The organism is Planktothrix sp. FACHB-1365 (assembly GCF_014697575.1).
GTDB lineage: Bacteria > Cyanobacteriota > Cyanobacteriia > Cyanobacteriales > Microcoleaceae > Planktothrix.
On sequence record NZ_JACJSC010000022.1, the window covers coordinates 81,032 to 97,648 of the forward strand.

At 40.1% G+C, this 16,617-nt stretch carries 17 protein-coding genes; 9 read left to right on the forward strand and 8 right to left on the reverse strand.

Annotated features, from left to right (window positions below; translation table 11 throughout):
- Window positions 1–50 precede the first annotated feature (50 nt).
- A complete protein-coding gene (locus tag H6G57_RS20380; protein ID WP_190521818.1) occupies window positions 51–632 on the forward strand; it encodes a TIGR02281 family clan AA aspartic protease in 582 nt (193 codons plus the stop codon).
- A 2-nt stretch (window positions 633–634) separates the two neighbouring features.
- On the opposite strand, the gene trpD is transcribed toward H6G57_RS20380, so the two are convergent.
- Together trpD and H6G57_RS20390 are read right to left on the reverse strand one after the other, a co-directional pair.
- On the reverse strand, window positions 635–1,714 hold the full coding sequence (gene trpD, locus H6G57_RS20385; RefSeq protein ID WP_190521820.1) for an anthranilate phosphoribosyltransferase: 1,080 nt from the start codon (window positions 1,712–1,714) through the stop codon (window positions 635–637).
- An 87-nt stretch (window positions 1,715–1,801) separates the two neighbouring features.
- The gene (locus tag H6G57_RS20390; RefSeq protein WP_190521821.1) at window positions 1,802–2,416 is read right to left on the reverse strand and encodes a L,D-transpeptidase; all 615 of its coding nucleotides are present in this window, start codon (window positions 2,414–2,416) and stop codon (window positions 1,802–1,804) included.
- A gap of 293 nt (window positions 2,417–2,709) precedes the next feature.
- Here H6G57_RS20390 and H6G57_RS20395 point away from each other — a divergent pair, with 293 nt between their 5' ends.
- A complete protein-coding gene (locus H6G57_RS20395; RefSeq protein ID WP_190521823.1) occupies window positions 2,710–3,852 on the forward strand; it encodes a hypothetical protein in 1,143 nt (380 codons plus the stop codon).
- Between the two features lie 54 nt (window positions 3,853–3,906).
- Here the strand turns inward: H6G57_RS20395 and H6G57_RS20400 are convergent, their stop codons facing one another.
- The 4 genes from H6G57_RS20400 to rpsO form a co-directional block, all read right to left on the reverse strand.
- Window positions 3,907–4,779, reverse strand: a complete 873-nt coding sequence (locus tag H6G57_RS20400; protein WP_190521825.1) for a hypothetical protein — start codon at window positions 4,777–4,779, stop codon at window positions 3,907–3,909.
- Window positions 4,780–5,075: 296 nt separating this feature from the next.
- A complete protein-coding gene (gene aroF, locus H6G57_RS20405) occupies window positions 5,076–6,137 on the reverse strand; it encodes a 3-deoxy-7-phosphoheptulonate synthase (protein ID WP_190521827.1) in 1,062 nt (353 codons plus the stop codon).
- Between the two features lie 119 nt (window positions 6,138–6,256).
- Entirely contained in the window at window positions 6,257–6,793 is a 537-nt protein-coding gene (locus tag H6G57_RS20410) for a PAM68 family protein (protein ID WP_190521829.1), read from the reverse strand.
- An 84-nt stretch (window positions 6,794–6,877) separates the two neighbouring features.
- Complete coding sequence (gene rpsO, locus H6G57_RS20415) at window positions 6,878–7,147, reverse strand: 30S ribosomal protein S15 (RefSeq protein ID WP_072717223.1); 270 nt, start codon at window positions 7,145–7,147, stop codon at window positions 6,878–6,880.
- A gap of 218 nt (window positions 7,148–7,365) precedes the next feature.
- Here rpsO and H6G57_RS20420 point away from each other — a divergent pair, with 218 nt between their 5' ends.
- The 5 genes from H6G57_RS20420 (at window position 7,366) to H6G57_RS20440 (ending at window position 12,320) form a co-directional block, all read left to right on the forward strand.
- On the forward strand, window positions 7,366–10,875 hold the full coding sequence (locus H6G57_RS20420; RefSeq protein ID WP_190521831.1) for a tetratricopeptide repeat protein: 3,510 nt from the start codon (window positions 7,366–7,368) through the stop codon (window positions 10,873–10,875).
- A 50-nt stretch (window positions 10,876–10,925) separates the two neighbouring features.
- Window positions 10,926–11,189, forward strand: a complete 264-nt coding sequence (locus H6G57_RS20425; protein ID WP_190521833.1) for a hypothetical protein — start codon at window positions 10,926–10,928, stop codon at window positions 11,187–11,189.
- Window positions 11,186–11,596 (forward strand): type II toxin-antitoxin system VapC family toxin, encoded by a 411-nt coding sequence (locus H6G57_RS20430; protein WP_190521835.1) that lies wholly within the window; start codon window positions 11,186–11,188, stop codon window positions 11,594–11,596. The genes H6G57_RS20425 and H6G57_RS20430 overlap by 4 nt, the downstream gene beginning before the upstream one ends.
- 48 nt (window positions 11,597–11,644) lie before the next feature.
- Entirely contained in the window at window positions 11,645–11,845 is a 201-nt protein-coding gene (locus tag H6G57_RS20435) for a hypothetical protein (RefSeq protein ID WP_190521887.1), read from the forward strand.
- A gap of 127 nt (window positions 11,846–11,972) precedes the next feature.
- Window positions 11,973–12,320, forward strand: coding sequence for a DUF4926 domain-containing protein (locus H6G57_RS20440; RefSeq protein ID WP_190521837.1), 348 nt, complete (start codon window positions 11,973–11,975; stop codon window positions 12,318–12,320).
- An 87-nt stretch (window positions 12,321–12,407) separates the two neighbouring features.
- Here H6G57_RS20440 and H6G57_RS20445 read toward each other — a convergent pair whose 3' ends face one another.
- Entirely contained in the window at window positions 12,408–12,590 is a 183-nt protein-coding gene (locus tag H6G57_RS20445) for a hypothetical protein (protein ID WP_190521839.1), read from the reverse strand.
- A 205-nt stretch (window positions 12,591–12,795) separates the two neighbouring features.
- Here H6G57_RS20445 and H6G57_RS20450 point away from each other — a divergent pair, with 205 nt between their 5' ends.
- Window positions 12,796–13,008, forward strand: coding sequence for a hypothetical protein (locus tag H6G57_RS20450; protein WP_190521841.1), 213 nt, complete (start codon window positions 12,796–12,798; stop codon window positions 13,006–13,008).
- Between the two features lie 122 nt (window positions 13,009–13,130).
- Here the strand turns inward: H6G57_RS20450 and ruvA are convergent, their stop codons facing one another.
- Window positions 13,131–13,760, reverse strand: coding sequence for a Holliday junction branch migration protein RuvA (gene ruvA / locus H6G57_RS20455; protein WP_190521843.1), 630 nt, complete (start codon window positions 13,758–13,760; stop codon window positions 13,131–13,133).
- Window positions 13,761–13,993: 233 nt separating this feature from the next.
- On the opposite strand from ruvA, the gene H6G57_RS20460 reads away from it, so the two are divergent.
- Complete coding sequence (locus H6G57_RS20460) at window positions 13,994–16,612, forward strand: ATP-binding protein (RefSeq protein ID WP_190521845.1); 2,619 nt, start codon at window positions 13,994–13,996, stop codon at window positions 16,610–16,612.
- The last annotated feature ends 5 nt before the right edge of the window (window positions 16,613–16,617 follow it).

Here is a 16,617-nt window from a genome sequence, read left to right on the forward strand (position 1 = left end):
TGAAGAGATTGAACGCTCTAATCCTTAAACTAAAATAGCAGGGTAAGATTATGAGCCAAGTAATTTTAATTGATGTCTATTCCCTTAGACTAAGTTTTTCTGTCCTTTTGATGGGAGTTTTGCTCAGTGAAATTCCCGTTAAGGCTCAAGAATATCCGGGTTGTTTTATTCGTGAACCCTCTGGAAATGTTGAGAATTTAACGCAGTCGGTTTGTGGTTTATTCCCAACCTCAAATCCCCTATCTGCAAATCCAACAACACCCGGAGTTTTTCAAATTCCGATTAAACGCCGACAAGGAGGAATTCCCGTTATTGATGTTAATTTTAATGGTCAAAATACCTTTGAAATGTTATTAGATACGGGAGCAACTGGAGTTGTGATTACGCCTGCAATGGCAGATGCTTTGAAGGTGCAACCTTATGGAAATCTACCCATTAACACCGCCAGTGATCAATTGGTCAATCAACAGGTGGGTCGTGTAGATTCTATTAATGTGGGGGGGTTACAAATGAGCAATGTGGAAGTGTCTATTTCTCCGGTCTTAGAAATAGGATTATTAGGACAGAGCTTTTTTGGAACATACGATCTCACCATTAAACAAGATGTGATTGAATTCCGCCCCCGTGCCTAATATTAATCCTTGAGGAATTGTACCAATTGTTCGAGTTTTGACCACGCCGCACCGCTTTGCAAAATCTCTTGAGCTAAAGAGATCCCTTTTTGATGGTAACCCATAGGTACAGCACCCCCCACTTGTAATGCTAAAGAGGCATTCAGAGCCACTACATCTTGTTGAGCTTGTGTACCTTTTCCTTGTAATAAATTGCGAAGAATTTCAGCATTTTCTTCCACATCTCCCCCTTTAAGAGCCGTGATAGAGGCTGAAGTTAACCCCACATCTTGAGGGTTGAGGGTGGTTTGTTCAATCTGACCTTGGGATAAAATCGCTAAGTCAGTGATATCGCCTAACCCGGCTTCATCCAGTCTTTCCCGTCCATGTAACACAATCGCCACTTCTGTCCCTAATTCCTTTAAGGCTTGGGCAATGGTGGGGAGCAATTTTGGGTCAAAAACCCCCATAACCTGTCCGGTGGGGCGTAGAGGGTTCACCAAGGGCCCCAATAAATTAAACACCGTTCGGACTTTTAGGGTTTGACGTAGGGGAACAACCGCTTTCATCGCGGGATGCCAACCGGGAGCAAATAAAAATGTAATTCCAACCGCCGATAACGCCTGGGTAACTTTTGCTCCGGGTGCTTTTAAGTTAACCCCCAAAGCTTCTAAAACATCCGCAGACCCGACTTTACTCGATGCAGAGCGATTTCCATGTTTGGCTACAGGAACCTGAGCCGCTGCTGCCACAAAGGCAACGGTTGTGGAAATATTAAAGGTTGAAGCACCATCACCTCCAGTTCCACAGGTATCAATGACACGGTAAGGAGAAATGACATCAGAATTCCCTGAAACCGGAGATTCTGAAACACAACAGGACTGTAACACCGATGCCATTCCTGCTAATTCTTCTGCGGATACCCCTTTGGCTTGGATAGCTGCCAAAATAGCCCCAGACAGCACAGGAGGAACTGCTTCTTCCAACCATCCCCGCATCAATTGTGAAGCTTGGGTTATCGATAGGGATTGGCGGTCTAACAGTTGTTGTAATAACTCCGGCCAAAGATTGGGATGAATTTCAGGTGCAGCAGGGTTTGTCATGAATATGGATTTTTCAATAACCAAAATTCAGTTTACAGCATTTTTTCAATTAAACTTTAAAATCTGTAAAATCCCGATTATTTGTAACTAAGGTTCAACAATCACAGGGGTTCCGATTTTTACCATCTCAAATAAAGCCAAAACATCTTGATTAAACATCCGAATACAACCATGAGATGCGGCTTGTCCAACAGTTTCAGTATTCGGAGTTCCATGAAATCCAATATAGTTTTTTCCATCTGTCCAAAACCCAATCCAACGCTGACCTAACGGATTATCTGGCCCTGGAGGAATAATTTCTCCGGTAAGGGGATGTTCCCAAGTCGGACGGGTAATCATTTGAATCACTTGATATTGACCGACTGGAGTTTCCCAACCTTCTCGACCGACGGCGATAGGATAGCTGGTTTGTACCTGTTGATTTTGATAGACATAAACCCGACGTTCATTTAATTTAATCACCAGTTGCAAATTAACTTGAATGGAATCAGAACTGGGTTGTTTGGATGGGGGGAATAAGGTAGAAGTGGCAAATTTAGGGGTTCTGGGGGTTAAAAATTTAACCGGGGATGGTGCTAGAGGGATGGGGTTTTGAGGGTGAACGGATACCGCCAGCACGGGCTTTGGAGCTTTCTCTAAAAGTACCGTTGTCCCCAGAATAACGGCTATGAAATGTTTCAGAAAACCTTTTCTTCTAACCATTGCACTGTTTATATTGAGCAAAAAAATAATTTTAAGACGACATCATTACTTTTGACAAACTGAGTAGCTCTCACTGTTCCCGGTGCTTTGCTTGTCGTTCTAGCCAATATAGGTAATTTCCTTAAAGGCTGTTAAACTGAAGTTATAAAGATAACCGTTACCTATCCACTCTTCTTCACTTCCCCGGGTTGCAGATCTGGAATTTGAGTTGGAGTGCCTTTTTCATAGAAGCTAATTCAGTCTGAATTAGCTCTAAACCTGGGAATATTAGACTAAGACACTATTAATAGAAAATGTTAGCTAAATCTCAAGCCACTGGAACAATTCCGTTGGACGCGCAGCAAATTTTCGGTTTAATTGACAGTATTTTACCGTTAGAAGTTTGCTTGCATTACCAAATTTTGCCGCTCTGTCTCAAAGATAATCAATTATATTTGGGCGTTGTTGATTCAGAAGATGAATCAGCCTTAGAATATGTTCAAAAGATTGTATCTTATATGAATTGCTCCATTGTAACTCAGATTATTTCCTCCGAAGAAGAAAGATCTGTGTTGTCTTCGTATTTATATTATACGCAACAGGCTCAAAAAACTGAACCAATTTCAACAAGTGTTGAACAAACCTTATCTTCTGAACCTCAAACTTCTTCCCAAACTTTTATACAAAATTCAGCAGTTCATTCTTCTGTTAAGTCTAAAAATATTACCCCGTCAGAACCTCTTGAATCTTTACCGTCACTGGTTGCTAATTTTTCTTCTGAGGTCGAAAAGTTTTCCCTGGAACCGATAGAATTAGCATCTCCAGGTTCCTTAAATTTACCCTCAGTTTTAGAGATTAAAACAACTGATTTAGAAAATCCGATGGAGGATTTAGCAATATTATCTCCCCATGATTTGTTACAAGAACTGTTAGGAAGAGTGTTAAAGGGGGGGATTGGGCGACTTTATTTTGAACGTCAAGAAGCCAATTCATCTCGAATATTATGGAGTCAGGATGGCGTTTTACAATCCGTTGTTGCGGGGTTAGAAGATCAACAATTTCAGGGGGTAATTAATGAGTTGAAATTATTAGTCGAATTTCCTTTAATTCCTGTTGATCAGCCTCAGCAAGTTGAGATTGAACGAGTTTATCAAAATACCCATCTATTATTGCGGTTAAGAGTTACTCCTGGAAGCTTAGGAGAAGAAGCTAACTTACAGGTGTTACGAGGGGCTGCTTTAAAGTTTTATCAAAAACAACAGTTATCTAAATTGAGTTTAGATGCTTTACGGCTAACGCAGCAACTTCAAAATAAACTCAGTGAACTTAGCACTCGACTTGCTGTAACACCCCTATCCTCAGAAAATTTACTGTTATTAAATCAACTTTTAAAAACAATGGTTCAACAATCAGAAGCGTTAATTCACAAAGGTCAAGATTCGGATACTACTTCTTAGAAGGTTGGGGGGTGACGGTTAACAACCCACAGTCAACCGCCAGCTATCTGAAGATTAATCAAAAATTAAACCCAGTAGTCCTTTCGTGTAAATATAACTGAAACCAATTTGAATCCCAAAATCTGTTTCATCTCGAATATAGCCCACACTAGCACGGCCTGTAATTAAGAAACTGTAAGAAATGGGAATATCAATTCCGGCTACGGCTGAAGGGCCAACGCTAAAGTCATTATTAAAGATATCTTTGTAGATAATTCCTGCTCCTACAAAGGGTGAAAACCGAACTGCGTTTGTTTCACTTCTGACCGGAAAATCAGCCGTCAGATGAACTAAACTGGCGCTATCGCTTCCGATGATAATTCCACCCGAATGTAGGGAAAAGTTTTCTGAAAATCCGGTTTTGGAGAGGCTCATTAAACCTCCTCCTCCTAAACCTGAACCATCTCCTGTAATTCCAATATTCCCTCCCAGTCCTACATAATTATAGTTATTACTTAAACGGCGACCATTCTCATCAGCGGCTTTCCGAGGATCTTCGGGTTTTTCTTCTCTTGCTTCAGGTTGTTGAGTAACGGGTAAGGATTGATCTGAATTTTGAGCAATATTCCACTCAACTCGATCCATCCAATTGTCACTTAAATCGGCGGCTTGTGTGGAGGGAAATGTAGTTTTAGCTTCTGATAAAGTTTGGGGTTGCTGTTGAATAACTTCCTCGGAGTTATTATTAAGTTCTGTACTTTCAACTGCTAACTGTTCAGGATTTGAATCCGTTGTTTCTGAGATGGTTTTAGACGCAATTTCTACTGAAGATCCAACAATATTTTGTAAGGAGGATGGAGAGGAAAGTTCTTGAGCTAAAAGTTCACCACCATTTAGGGTGAGTGCTATCGCAGTTCCTATAAAAGCCGTTGTATGGAGATTGGGCATCGGTAATTGCACTCCTCAACCAATAATTATTTCAGGAAATTTAACATTATTATTATATATAGTTTTCAGAGATTATTCCAGATGAGAAACTGTCACAAGCTGCTTAAAAATCTATCTTTAGGCAGATGCAAAAAATAAAAACGGTTATTTTGATTACCAATAAAATAGTATTAGTTTTAAATTTTGAAAATTAAAGACTTTCTCTTGAAAAGCAAATGAATCGATTATAGGGTAACAACAGCCTCAAAATTCAACCCGGATGGTCAACCTGAGCATCGAGCATCCGGGTCAAGGAATTAACCGACAACGGCTAGTTCTTTAGGCCAACGGCCTACCGCTTTACCCATCACAGACAGTTCTTGCATTAAGTGGTCAAACCGATCTGGGGTTAGAGATTGAGGGCCATCGGACAAGGCTTTTGCTGGGTTGGGATGGACTTCAATCATTAAAGAATCGGTTCCGGCGGCAATGGAGGCCATCGCCATAGAAGGAACGTATTCTGCGACACCAATCCCATGACTGGGATCGATCATAATCGGGAGGTGAGTCAGCGATCGCAATACGGGAATCACGGATAAATCCAGAGTATTGCGGGTATATTGACGGTCAAAACCCCGAACGCCCCGTTCGCATAAAATCACGTTTGGGTTTCCGCCTGCGAGAATATATTCCGCCGCCATTAACCACTCTTCAATGGTGGCAGACATTCCGCGTTTGAGGAGGACAGGTTTATCTTGGGCTCCCACTTTTTTCAACAAAGAGAAGTTCTGCATATTGCGAGCGCCAATTTGAATAATATCGGCGACTTCTCCTAATTTTTCCAAATCTTCGGCATCCATTAACTCCGTAATAATACCGAGTCCGGTGGCTTCCCGTGCGGCGGCTAATAATCCTAGGGCGCTTTCACCGTGTCCTTGAAACGCATAAGGAGAGGTACGAGGCTTAAAGGCTCCACCCCGCAGGAATTTAGCGCCAGCGGCTTTCACTCGTTTAGCGGTTTCGACAATCATCTCTTCGTTTTCCACTGAGCAAGGCCCAGCAACGACAACGAGGGGATGGTGTTCGCTAAAGGTAACATCTCCAGCCGGAGTTGGAACGGTAACTTCGCTGGCTTCTCCTTGACGATAGGTGCGACTGACCCGTTTATAGGGTTTTTCGACCCGTAAAACATCCTCAATGAAAGGACTCATTTCCCGCAGTTGCAAGGGGTCAAGGTCTGCCGTTTCACCGACTAACCCAATCACCACTTTGTGTTTACCAACAATTTTTTCCGGTGATAATCCCCAACTGGTGTTGAGATCTGCATTTAAACGTTCAATTTCGGCTTCCGGTGTGCCGACTTTCATTACTATAATCATTTATCCTGGAATGATCGGTTGATCAAACTTAAAAAACTGGAATTGTTTCAGAAAATACAGGGACGTTAAACTAAATTTAGCGTATTACAATTCAACTTTGGACGTAAAGTTTTGAATTCTTAATTTTTCTGATTTTTTTGCCGTGCAGCTTTCCATCCGTCCTGCATTCGCCCTAAATTCAGTTTAAATTCTTGCCAGCCTAAAACACTTCCTGAGACGTCTTCATCCCAGGATGCTGACAGAACGCCATAGCTTAAACCCACGACACTTAACCCAAAAAACCCCATACTAATCATCACAACAATGCTATGGGGAAAGAGAAACAAGTCTTGGGTAATTACAAAATAACTCCCAATGAATGTTCCTAAGCCCATCAGCAAAGGTAGTCCCGCTAAAACGACCATTCGAGAGAGCATCCGTTGACTGACTTGCTCTGGAATTGCCGTTTCTTCACGAGTATAACGACGCTTAGTGTCTTTCGTTTTTTGGGGTTGAGGTTGGGATGAAGTAGCAGTCGCCTTGACCTTTTGATCAGGTTTTGTCGATTTTGGGTCTGAAGCTGCCTTAACAGGAGGTTTTGAAGTCGCTTTATTATTTTTTTTGCGATTTTTCCTCGGTTCAAAGGCGGGACGTGCGGGAGGAGGTTCAGAGGACATAGGTTTAAAAGATGGGTCTGGAAATGCAGGAGGAAAGCTAAGGTCACAGATTAAGGCTTCGGTTGTTACGCCAGTCGCAGAATTCTAACCCCGAATACCCAGACGTGCAATTAAGGCTTTATAGCGTTCTCTATCTTGGCCTTGTAAGAAGCTTAACAGACGTTTGCGACGGCCAATCATTAGTAAAAGTCCACGCCGAGAGGAGTGATCTTTTTTATTGATTTTTAAGTGTTCGCTGAGTTTATTAATTCGTTCTGTCAGCATTGCCACTTGCACTTCACAGGAACCGGTATCGGTTTCATGGGTTTGGTGCTCGGACATGATTTCTTGTTTACGCTGCTGTGTGAGAGCCATAGTTGTTGAATCTCAAGTTAATCCGTAATTTGCCACAATCATTTAGAATACCATACTTTTGATCAGTTTTAATGGGTGTCAGCTGTTGACGGTTGGCTGTTGGCGGTTGGCTGTGTAGAGACGTGCCATGGCACGTCTCTACTGACGGTTGGTGGTTTACTGTCCTTCTATTCCCTATTGCCTATTCCCCATTGCCTATAATTAAATCAATCTAGCTCATGGGTGAGAACGTGGGAATTCTCGATTTAGTTAGTCAACGCAATCTCCGTGTATTAACAACCTTTGGGGCGATTGGGGCTGGGCATCTCGCTTGTTACCTGATTCCTGGTTTACAAGAAATTGGCCTACTAAAATGCGTTGGTGAAATTGGTGCAGGGGTTGCTGGGAGCATATTTGCAAGTGATCTTGGGGCCATTGCTGACAGTCTGGGAAAACAGGATATTCTCTCTAACAACGACCTCACCAAAGCCGTCGGATTAGCTGTTGGGTTATTATTAGAGTCCATCGCTACCTCAGAACAATACCGCAGTTTCCAGAAACCTTTAAAAAAATTAGCGAAAGCCGCGCCGAAAAAGTGGCTGGAATTGGCAGAAGCCAACCGCAACGGCGAAATTAATATTATTGATCCGATCCAAGAGGAAGAATTAGTTAACCTTTTTTCTCAAACCCATGATGACTTTTTTAACCAACAACCCCTAACTCCCGCAGACTGGGAAAGTCTATTAAAAGATTGGTTATGCCCTGAAGTCGGGATCACCTTACCACCGGATGTAATCACCGGAGTTGCCCAAATCTTAGCCGAGAAATTCCCGAAAGCCTTACGCGAAGTGTTAAAACGGGATGCTGAACAGGGAGGGAAAGCCTTTGGGGGGTTAATGTTATCCCTGTTGGGGCAAATTTTAGCCACCTTGCGAGATCAGCCCCAACAAACAGCTAATTTAGAACCGATTCAAGCGGGTTTAACAGAGATTAAAAAGTTACAGAAGGATCATACAGAACAGTTTAAAAAGTTGGGAACTGAGATGGAATCGGGGTTTGATGCCCTCTTACAACAGTTGGGAATAACTCAGGCACAAATTCAAGAATTGCGGGGTTGGTTATCAGAGGAATTACAGACCTTACAAGAGACAATGACCGCCGGATTCGAGCAAGTTGGTCAACAGAATCAAGAGTTAAAACAAATAGCAGAACAGGGTTTTGAGACGATTATCGGCTTCTTTGAGCGAGACAAATCGAAAATTCAAGCGATTTCCTTTAGTCTAAATACCACACCCCCGGCGGTGATGTATTGGCAAGGGCGAGAAGCGGATTTAGCGATTGTTAACGGTTGGTTAGACGATGAAAATAATAAACTAGGTGTGATTGTAGCGATCGCTGGGATGGGAAAATCAACCCTGGCGGCCAAAGTCTTTAACGACAGAACGGATTTTGTTGATAAATTGTGGCTAGATTTAAGCCAACGTCCCCTATTCTCGATTGTCGCCCAGGGTATTTTAACTCAGTTGGGAAAACTGTCTCCAGATCGGTTAAAAGAAATTGAAGAAACTCGTTTAACCGAGGTTTTAATCCACTGTCTGCAACAACAACGGTTTTTACTAATCTTAGATAATCTGGAATCGGTGCTCCAAGATGAAGGCTATCAGAATTTCTTGCAACAGTGGCTAGGGAAATGTCATCAGACAGAAATTCTGGTCACGACCCAAGTTGTGCCGAAGTTAGTCCAAGATAAACCCACAGAATTAGCCCTACAGGGACTTTCAGCAACGGAAGGAAGACAATTACTTCAAAATTTAGACATTGGAGGGACAGAGGCGGAATTGGAGGCTTTTGTGGCTAAGGTGAATGGCCATCCTCTGACCTTGCGACTGGTGGCGGGGTTACTGAATGGGGAAATCGGCGCCGGGGCGACTATTGGGGATTTAGCCGCGTTAGGAATAGCCGATGTCAGGGAGTTGATGGGGCGGTTACAGGGATTTCACCGTCAGGAGGCGGTGCAGTTGGTGGCTGTATTGGATGCCAGTTTTAACCATTTATCGGAGAAGTTACAACGGGTGTTGTTGTCCTTGGTGGTGTTGCGTTGGGGGTTTGATGGGGTGACGGCGACGGCTATTTCTGGGGAAACGGTGGCGGATAAGGAATTGCGGGAGTTAGGGAAACGGGGATTTTTGGCATCGGAAACCAGGGGAGTTTATACGTTTCTGCCCTTGATTTTGGAGTATCTCAAGTATCGGGTGGGGGATTTAACGGGAGCGCATCAGAAGGCAATTGAATTTTATCAAAGTCGGTTTAAATCCCGTGACCACTGGCAGACGGTGGACGATGTGCGGGAATATTTGGAGGTGTTTTATCATTGGTGCGAGTTGGGGGAATATAAAGCAGCGTTTGATGTGATTTATGATGGAAGTTATAACGATAATTGTGTTGCTAAATTTCTCGAATTACGCGGTAATAACCAACTCCGTACTGAACTCTATCAGGAATTGGTTGAACATCTTACCGATAAGCAAGACTGGCGATATTGTGCCTCTTTAATTTCGTTAGGCAATGCTTACCGTTTCCTAGGACGCTACGAAGAAGCGATATCCTATTACGAGCAATCTCTGGAAATTGAACGAAAGATTGGGAATAGACAGGGGGAAACTGCTTCTTTAAACGGTTTAGGCAATGTTTACAATTCCCTAGGACGCTACGAAGAAGCGATATCCTATCACCAGCAATCTCTGGAAATTTACCGCGAGATTGCGGATAGAGGGGGGATAGCTATTTCTTTAGGTAATTTAGGTGCTGCTTACAATTCCCTAGGACGTTACGAAGATGCCATATCTTATCACCAGCAATCTCTGGAAATTAAACGAGAGATTGGTGCAGATAGAGGGGGGGTAGCTATTTCTTTAGGGAATTTAGGCAATGTTTACAATTCCCTAGGACGCTACGAAGAAGCGATATCCTATCACCAGCAATCTCTGGAAATTAAACGAGAGATTGGGAATAGACGGGGGGTAGCTATTTCTTTAGGCAATTTAGGCAATGTTTACAATTTCCTAGGACGCTACGAAGAAGCTATATCTTATCACCAGCAATCTCTGGAAATTAAACGAGAGATTGGGAATAGACGGGGGGTAGCTGATTCTTTAAACGGTTTAGGCAATGTTTACAATTCCCTAGGACGCTACGAAGATGCCATATCTTATCACCAGCAATCTCTGGAAATTCAACAAGAGATTGGGGATAGACGGGGGGTAGCTGATTCTTTAAACGGTTTAGGCAATGCTTACAATTCACTAGGATGCTACGAAGATACTATATCCTATCACCAGCAATCTCTGGAAATTCGACGAGATATTGGGGATAGACGGGGGGTAGCTGATTCTTTAAATGGTTTAGGAGAAGTCTATGATGGTTTAGAAGACTATCAACAAGCTCTTTCTTTGTATCAAGAGGCTTTGACTATTGCAACAGAAATCAAAAGTCCTCAATACCAAGCTGAAATCTGGTTTAACTTTGGTAAAACCCTAACTAAACTTAACCGCATTCCCGACGCCATAGGTGCGTACCGTAATGCTCGCCAATTCTATCAACAAATGCAACTCGATCACAAAATCCAAGAATGCGATCGCGCCCTTGAGCAACTCGAAACCCCACCTATTCCGCCATCCCCGACCCTGTGGCAAAAAATTCGTCGCTGGTTTAGTCAAATCAAGCAATTTTTCCGCCAGTTATTCTCCTAGTCCTAACCCCATATTTCAGTTAACATCAACCCCAAAATTTAATCTATATTATGAAACAAGAACTTATTCAAGAACTCGAAACTACACCCGACTTTGTAATTGAGGAAGTTTATCACTTCTTGATTTTCCTGAAAACCAGACTCAAAACCAGAAACACAACGGATTCAACCCTACCCAAACTTGATAATTCTATCTTAAATATGGTCGATGAAATCATATCAGAAGTCCCTCCCGAAGAATGGGAAAAACTTCCTAAAGATTTTGCCCAAAATATTGATTATTATTTGTATGGCGCGCCCAAAGGTGAAGAATGAGAACGGTTTTTGCAGATACAGGATATTGGATTGCTTTAATTAATCCGAATGATAATTTACATTCAAAAGCCAGAGAGATAACCCAGACCCTTTATCCTCTAAAAATCATAACCAGTGAAATGGTATTTGTGGAATGTTTAAATGCTTTTTCTGATAAAGGAACGTGGTTAAAGCAATCAATGATTAAATTGATACACCGTTCTAAGAACAATCCCAATATTACTGTTTACCCTCAAGATCAGGAAATGTTTATGAGTGCATTAGAGCTATATCAAAACCGTTTAGATAAATCATGGAGCTTAACAGATTGTGCCTCTTTTAATATTATGAAAAAACATAATATTTTAGAAGCCTTAGCGCACGATCAACATTTTATACAAGCTGGTTTTAATGCCTTATTGCGCTAGGCTTTATTTTATCCCTCGCAGACCTGGAAAATTTACAGGATCAATAAAATGGAATCACCGAGTCAACGAAACATGATCATAACTTACACTAAAGTTAATCAAAAACAACAGAAAAACGACTTCACCTATTGGCAAAAACAACCCTATTTAGAACGCCTTGCCGCCCTAGAACAAATTCGTCAAGATTATCATCAGAAATATCCTGTTGAACCCAGACTTCAAAGAATTTATAGAATTATTAAACAATAATGATCCCCCCTAACCCCCCTTGAGAAGGGGGGGACAAGATTCAAAGTCCCCCTTTTTAAGGGGGATTTAGGGGGATCTAATCTTGAAGGTAATCAGTGATTTTCGGCGGTCGTTGACACAATTGATAATGAAACAACAATATCTTCTATTTTCCCAAGTCGCCCTAACAGAAGATTTACCCGAATATCAACTCAAACGAGGCGATATTGCCACCATTGTTGAGTATTATCCAATGGATAATGAAGAAGATGGGTATAGTTTAGAAGGGTTTGATGTGCCTCATATTACCGTTGAAGTTGCCGCCTCACAAATTATTCCGGTTAGTCAGTATTCTAGGGAAGAAGCAATTTTAGACAAGTTACGTCAGCTATCCCAAACCAGACAGCGACAACTTGAAGAATACCTGGAATTTCTATTACATAAAGAAAAAAATGAACCCCTAAATCCAACAGATTATACAAAAACTCAAAACTGAATTTGAGCAACTCTATCAAAATGGTATTTGTGGAATGTAGTTGCGCTTAAGCGCAAAAATAAGGGCTAAAGCCCAACTACTAACTGATCACACTGTTGGGTGCTGGGGTGCATTAGGTAAGCGGTTGATGGGAAGTTTGACAAATTTTCGGCTACTAGCTATTTGCTTATTTCGCAAATCATCAAATATAGCCTTGAGGTCATAGTTAAATGATTTTGCGTACTCCTCTCTATAATTATGAATTTCTTCTAAAATTGGATCTTTATACATTGTTATTCTCCCAGAGGATCAAGGTTAAGAAATTCGTAAGGGGTACAGATAAATGGTAGGGTATATCCTAGATTGCGGCTAATTTCAGATAACTTTCTTTGGATCTGAGAATTTGCCATGTGCTTGCAGTTCCATGTTAACAGATAATTTAACTATCCTAAAAACATTGATATCTGGATTAAAATAACTGATTAAAATAAATATTATGAATACTAAACTGGTTGAATCTCTGATCACAATTATTGAGTCACTTTCTCAGGAAGAACGGACTCTCCTTGAACAAAAATTATTTCTTGATTTCTCTTACCCTTCCCCAGAAGAAATCGCACATTTAGCCGATTCAGAAGGGACATTTAACTTTCTTAATCATGAACCTGATCTATATACTTTAGAAGATGGAGAGGAAATTAAATGGTAGTAAAAAAGGAGATATCATTATAGCTTTCCAATTATAATCGATTACAGACTTATTTCTTTGTGTCCTTGTGTCTTCGTGGTAACAATAATCCCAACCCCAAACACACGAAGACACAAAAGTTTTCAAGTTCCTTGACTTAACCAAGCGATCGCACTCCTGATCCATTCGTCAGAATTTGTTTGTTTAACTAAGCTAGAATCTTGACTGATGGCTTGTAACGCTTTCATGACTTCAGCACCTGTGTAACCGAGGGCGAGTAAGGTCATTTCGACTTCTTCCTGAATGTGGGGGGCTATTCCAGAGGGAGAGGTCAGCAGTCCCGCTTGATTTCGCCATTCCGAGAGTTTGGTTTTCAGTTCCAGGGCGATGCGTTCTGCGGTTTTGTTTCCGACGCCTGGGGTTTTAGCTAAAACGCGAGTATTACCCCCAACAATGGCTTGAATGAGATCTTGAAGTCCCAGAGTATCCAGAAGGGCGATGGCCAGTTGAGTCCCAATACCACTAACGCTAATTAATTGGCGAAATAAATCCCGTTCAGCCATACTAGAAAAACCATACAAAACCATTTGATCTTCTCGAACTTGTAGGTGAGTGAAGATTTGTGTGGTCTCGCCCAAGGGGGGTAATTCCATTCTCATGCGAGGTAAAATTTGCAGTTCGTATCCGACGTTATTAACATTCAGTAATAACGTAACTCGATTTGCATTTCCTTTCTGAATATCTGCGATGATCCCTGTGAGAGAGCCAATCATATAAAATAATAAAATAATGCCGATGAACTAAACATTTTTAGCTGAAAATTCAGTTAAAATTAGAGGCAGATTCAAGATCTGGATGTTGATTGGGTTCAAGCTTGACTCCGTAATAGGAATTAGAAGTTGAGCCGTTGTCCAAATCAAGTATTCTCTATTCTAAGGGCATTGACCCGATGAATTCAGTGTAAGGGTGTATTATACATTATTCTCACTCATTATGCTGTTTTCAGATGTCAAAAAGATTACTGAAAAGATGGGTAAATCAAATTGCTAGAGCCGTTCCCCTGCGAGCAATTCTTGTTGTTCCTTTTGTTCTACAAACCTTTATTGCAGTGGGTTTAACAGGATGGTTATCCCTGCGAAATGGTCAAGAAGCCGTTAATGAAGTCGCAACTCAACTTCGCCAGGAAATTAGTAATAAAATAGAACAACATCTTGATTATTATCTTCAATTTCCTGCTCTTATTAATAAAATTAATTCCGAAGCCATTTATTACCCTCGTTTTAATATTAATGAACCTGCTCTCATTGAAGAACATTTATTGAATTATCTTCAATTATTTCCCAACGTTAATTCAATCTTGTTCGCTTCCGAGGAAAAAGTATTTATAGAAGCCCGAAAGCTATCTGATCAGCAGATCGTTCTCTTTAGTTCAAGCTCAGATACTAATTTTTCTTTATTTTACTATAACTTGGATTCTAAGTGGAATAAAATCAAGAGTTATAAAATGATAGATAATCTTGATCCGCGTCAAGAATTATGGTACAAAAATATTATTAATGGAAAAGGTAAAACCGTTTGGAGTCAAGTTTCTGAAGATTTAGAGTTTGAGGATCAATTAGCAATCATACAAGGAATTGCCCTTTATGATGAGAACCAAAATCTACTAGGAATCACAGGGGTTAAAATTTCTTTAAATCATATTAATCAGTTTTTACAAAATTTAAGAATTGGTCAATCAGGACAGACTTTTATTTTAGATGAAAGTGGGAAATTAATTGCAAGTTCTATTCCTGACAAAAATGCTTTATTTCAGTCTCCAAATTCTGTAAGTTATCAACAGGATTTAATTCAATCGACAATGCAATTCTTATTTAATAACTTTAGAGATTTCCAGAACATTAAAACCACTCAAAATCTGAATTTTAAATTAAATGGAGAACAACAATTTGTTCAGGTTGTCCCTTTTAATGATTCCTCTGGACTGCAATGGTTAATCGTCGTGGTCATTCCTGAATCAGATTTTATGGATAAAATCTATGAAAATACTCGAATTACTATTTTACTCTGTATTACAGCTTTATTTGTTGCCATTTTATTGGGTTCAATTACGTCTCGTTGGGTGACCCAATCAATTCAATCTATGAGTCAAGCCGCTTCAGCAATTTCTCAAGGAGACTGGAATAAAATTGTTATCGGAAGAACCAAGGAATTATTTGATTTAGCTCAACTTTTCAATAAAATGGCGAAGCAATTACAGCTTTCTTTTACTGCGTTAAAACAAAGAGAAGCGAATCTAACTGAAGCTCAAAAATTAGCTCATATTGGAAGTTGGAAATGGGATTTAAGAACCCACAATTTTACTTGTTCTGATGAGTTATTAAGAATTTTAGGACAAGAAGATAATGATTTAACATTTCATCACTATTATCAACTCATTCATGTTGATGATCAATACACCTATCAAGAAATGATTCATCAAGCTATTGAAGCAGGATATAGTTTTGAATTAGATTATCGGATGATGAGGATAGATGGGTCTATTCGATATGTCTATGGAAAAGGTCAATCTACTGTTAATTCCCAAGGAAAAACCATTCGATTGTTGGGAACAGTTATGGATATTAGCGAACGAAAATTAGCAGAAAAAGCACTCAAAAATTCGGAAGCGGAATTAAAACAAAAAACCCAGCAACTTGAACAAACCTTAGAAGAACTTCAAAAAACCCAAGCGCATTTGATTCAAAGTGAAAAAATGTCAAGTTTAGGTCAGTTAGTGGCTGGAATTGCTCATGAAATTAATAATCCGGTGAGTTTTATTTATGGTAATATTATTTTTGCTAAAGAATATGCCGAAAATTTAATTGAATTGATTGAGATTTATAAACACAGTTATCAACCCAACCCAGAAGTAATTGAAAAAACTGAAGCCATTGATTTAGAGTATTTATTACAGGATTTTCCTAAATTAATTGATTCTATGAAAATGGGTGCAGATCGAATTCAGTGTATTGTTAAATCCTTAAGAAATTTTTCTCGTTTAGATGAATCACCGATTAAAAATATTGATATTCATGAAGGTTTAGAAAACACCTTATTGATTTTGCAAAGTCGCCTAAAAAATTCGGTTGAGAAAGCTCCCATTGAAATTATTAAAGATTATGGTAATCTTCCGAAAGTGGAATGTTATGCTGGGTTATTAAATCAAGTTTTTATGAATATTTTAGTCAATGCCATTGATGCAACGGAAGAATATAATAGCCGTCGTTCAGAATTAGAACTTCAGGAACACCCCTCATGGATTAAAATTAAAACTGAATTTATTCAAGCTCAACCTTTAGCTTCTTCAGGATTATATTCTCGATTTAACCGCTTTCAAAGGGTAGCTCAGGATAGTATTAGAATTAGAATTGAAGATAATGGCCCCGGAATTTCTGAATCCACTCAAAAACGGCTTTTTGATCCCTTCTTTACAACAAAACCGTTAGGAAAAGGAACGGGATTAGGATTATCAATTAGTTATCAAATTATTACGGAAAAACATCGAGGTCAATTACAATGTTTATCGGAAACAGGAGTGGGAACAGAATTTATGATTACAATTCCTGTGTCTCAAAGTCACGCTTAATAGTA